We start from the raw sequence: 2,889 nt of genomic DNA on the forward strand, positions 1-2,889 counted from the left end.
GGCGACCGGGGGGCTCACCTCGCAGCCGATCGGCCACTATGATTTCTGCAAGCTGCATCCGGGCGGATCGAGCACTCGCCCGGCCAATCTGGCGCCGGCTCCGATGACCGACGCGCTGATGCGCAAGCTTCTCAATGTCACCGCCAGGGTCAACGCCGCCGTCAAGCCGATGAGCGACATGGACATCTACGGCAAGGACGAGGTCTGGGCCTATCCCGACAAGGGCGTCGGCGATTGCGAGGACTATGTGCTGGAAAAGCGACGCCAGCTTTCGCGCATGAGCATCTCGCTTGCCGATCTTCTGATCACCGTCGTGCGCAAGCCCGACGGCGAGGGCCACGCCGTGCTGACGGTGCGCACCGACGAGGGCGACTATGTGCTCGACAATCTGACCGACAAGGTCAAGCCATGGGACGCGACCGGCTACCGCTTCCTCAAGCGGCAGGCGATCGACAACACCGGCCGCTGGGTCTCGATCCGCGGTGGCCAGCAAGTTCTGGTCGGCGCGGTTCAGTAGGCACCGGCAACGGCGGCTTCCCTAGGGGCGGCATCCAACGCTTCGTCATCACAGGGCTGAGCAGGAGCGAAGCTCCGTCGCGAAGACCCCGGGATCCATGCCGTGATGCCGATGAAGAACGCTGCGGCGCAGGAACAGGCGCCTGCAATCGTCATACCGTCATCACCAGATCTTTTGCCCCGTCGCGACGCTCGCAACTCGCGGCATGGATCCTCGGGTCTGCGCGTCCGCTCCGCCCGTGGATGACGAAATCGATGGGCCCTCCGCCAGAATTCGCATTTCTCCGTGAACCATTTCGCTCCGGCCAGCGACACACAGCCGTGAACCGAAACCAACCATGGAGACTTCAGATGACTGCTTTTCTGCGAAACACCCTTCTTGCCGCTATCGCGGTGTCGAGCATGGCCGGATCCGCCATGGCCGATCAGACCACCAGCTGTGCCAAAGCCAACCTCAACGACCTCTGGGCCGGCCGCTGTTGCGGTGATGCCGGGGCGTCGGACTGCCTGGGCGGCGGAAACAATGGCCACGACCACGGCGATCATGGCCGGGGTGGAAATGGCGGCACCGCCGGCAAGAAATGATCTCACCACTTTGCCCGCCGGCGGGCAGTGTCCTCGTGAGGCAGGCGAACTTGTACCGGCGCGGACCGTCAGGCTACGGCCGCTGGTTCAACGCCCCGCGGATCGATGCGGTGATGCGGCGAAGCTCGGTTTCGTCGAGTTTCTCGATGTTTTCCGCCAGCAGATTGGCGAGCTCGGTGGCGGCGGGGGAAAGACCCGACGTGTCGAGTTTTACACGCGGGTGCGAGGCCTCGGCCAGCCGCGCCAGTTCCTCGGCATCGTCCCAGATGATGTTGAAATAGCCGATGATCTTCTGGATCAGCGTCCAGGTCGGGGCGCCTCGCCTGCCATGTTCGAGCGCCGACAGATAGGCGGCGCTGACGCCGATCGCCGCCGCCATGTCCTTCTGGCGGACACCACGTTCGCTTCTCAGCGTCCGCAGCTTCTCGCCGAACGGGGTCATGCGCCCATCCTCATGAACGGACCCGCCGCAGGCGGATATAGAGCGCACCCGAACCGCCGTGATTGCGGGCGGCATGGTCGTGGCTGGAGACGAGCGGCCGGAAGGCAGGCGTCGACAGCCAGGCCGGCACGGCGCGCCGCAACACGCCATCGCCGCCGGAGGACGAGCCCTTGCCGGTGATGACCAGGACATAGCGGACGCCGCCGGCATGCGCCCGGTGCAGAAACGAGAACAGCAGCGAGTAGGCCTCGTCCTGCGTCATGCCGTGCAGATCGACGCGGCCCTCGATCGGCAGCCGGCCCTTCGACAATTTGTCCAGCGTCGGTTCGTCGAGGCGGTGCGTGACATGCTGCGCCTTCGGCTTCGCGGTCCCTGCGACATTGGCGACGGGCTGGGCGGGCTGCGACTGGCTTGGCTTGGCCTCGGCAGGAATTTCGGGGATGTCCACGGCAAATTTCCCCTTCAGCGGCTTGGCCGTGCGCGCCACCAGGTTCCACAGAACCCGGTCGTCCTCGCTGAGCTTGTCCGGGCGCCGGGTCATCGGACCGCACCCGCAATGAGCGCGCGCGGCACCAGCGCATAAAAATCCGCGGCATTGCGGACCACGCCGGCGATCTCGCCCGCGGCATCGCCCGAACCGGCGAACAGGTCGCCCCGCGCCGGCCCGGTGATGGCGGAGCCAGTGTCCTGCGCGATCATCAGGCGGCGGAATGGTTTTGCGTCGAAGGCGGCGAGCGTCGGCGCGTCGATGTAAAAGGGCGTGCCGAATGTGTGCAGCAGGCGGTCGACGGCGATCGAGCGGCCCGGCGTCAGCGGCACCTTGGCGGCGGCGATCGGACCAAGGGCAACGTCCTCGACATCGGCCGGGCGGAAGAAAATGTAGGAGCGGTTCTGCCACAGGATCTCGTCGACGCGGTCCGGATGCGCCTTGAACCAGGCGCGGATCGATTGCATCGTCACTTCCGCCAGCGGGATCTCGCCAATCTCGCTCAGGACCTTGCCTGGTCCGGTGAAGCGCTGGCCGGATTTGGCGGCATAGGTGACGCGGGCAAGCCGGCCGTCGGTCATGGCGAGGCGTGCGGCACCTTGCACGTGAATGAAGAAGGCATCGACCTTGTCGGCCAACCAGGCGATTTCCAGGCCCTTGCCATCAAGCGCGCCGCGCTCGATCTCGCCACGGTCATGATATTCGACCGGCCCGTTCGGCGTCTGGCGCGCGAAAGCGAGATAGGGGTCCAGGCCCGGCGGCCGGTTTGCGTCATCGATATCGACGAGATCGGCCGGGCGCGACAGCAGCGGCACCGAAAACCGGTCCGTGCGCACCGGTGACGTCTCGACCTGCGGTT

General features: G+C 66.0%; 5 protein-coding genes. 2 read left to right on the forward strand and 3 right to left on the reverse strand.

The genetic code is table 11. From position 1 onward, the window contains the following. Positions 1–517: transglutaminase-like cysteine peptidase (locus ENZ74_RS27560; RefSeq protein WP_127313136.1), on the forward strand; the 517-nt coding region annotated here is incomplete at its 5' end. Positions 518–933: 416 nt separating this feature from the next. Beyond that, complete coding sequence (locus ENZ74_RS27565) at positions 934–1,101, forward strand: hypothetical protein (protein WP_245441843.1); 168 nt, start codon at positions 934–936, stop codon at positions 1,099–1,101. A gap of 73 nt (positions 1,102–1,174) precedes the next feature. On the opposite strand, the gene ENZ74_RS27570 is transcribed toward ENZ74_RS27565, so the two are convergent. From ENZ74_RS27570 to ENZ74_RS27580, 3 genes are all read right to left on the reverse strand, one after another. After that, the gene (locus tag ENZ74_RS27570; RefSeq protein ID WP_063169606.1) at positions 1,175–1,543 is read right to left on the reverse strand and encodes a helix-turn-helix transcriptional regulator; all 369 of its coding nucleotides are present in this window, start codon (positions 1,541–1,543) and stop codon (positions 1,175–1,177) included. 10 nt (positions 1,544–1,553) lie between these two features. Beyond that, complete coding sequence (locus ENZ74_RS27575; protein WP_024502221.1) at positions 1,554–2,084, reverse strand: Smr/MutS family protein; 531 nt, start codon at positions 2,082–2,084, stop codon at positions 1,554–1,556. Next, positions 2,081–2,889 (reverse strand): MltA domain-containing protein (locus ENZ74_RS27580; RefSeq protein WP_127313137.1); only part of this gene is annotated, 809 nt, incomplete at its 5' end. The genes ENZ74_RS27580 and ENZ74_RS27575, both read right to left, overlap by 4 nt.

This window comes from Mesorhizobium sp. M7A.F.Ca.CA.002.15.2.1 (assembly GCF_003998715.1).
GTDB lineage: Bacteria > Pseudomonadota > Alphaproteobacteria > Rhizobiales > Rhizobiaceae > Mesorhizobium > Mesorhizobium ciceri.

What these genes read in the sequence shown, in the direction of transcription:
- ENZ74_RS27570 (WP_063169606.1), bottom strand. Translation starts at nt 1,543, where the DNA reads ATGACCCCGTTCGGCGAGAAGCTGCGGACGCTGAGAAGCGAACGTGGT.
- ENZ74_RS27575 (WP_024502221.1), bottom strand. Translation starts at nt 2,084, where the DNA reads ATGACCCGGCGCCCGGACAAGCTCAGCGAGGACGACCGGGTTCTGTGG.
- ENZ74_RS27565 (WP_245441843.1), top strand. Translation starts at nt 934, where the DNA reads ATGGCCGATCAGACCACCAGCTGTGCCAAAGCCAACCTCAACGACCTC.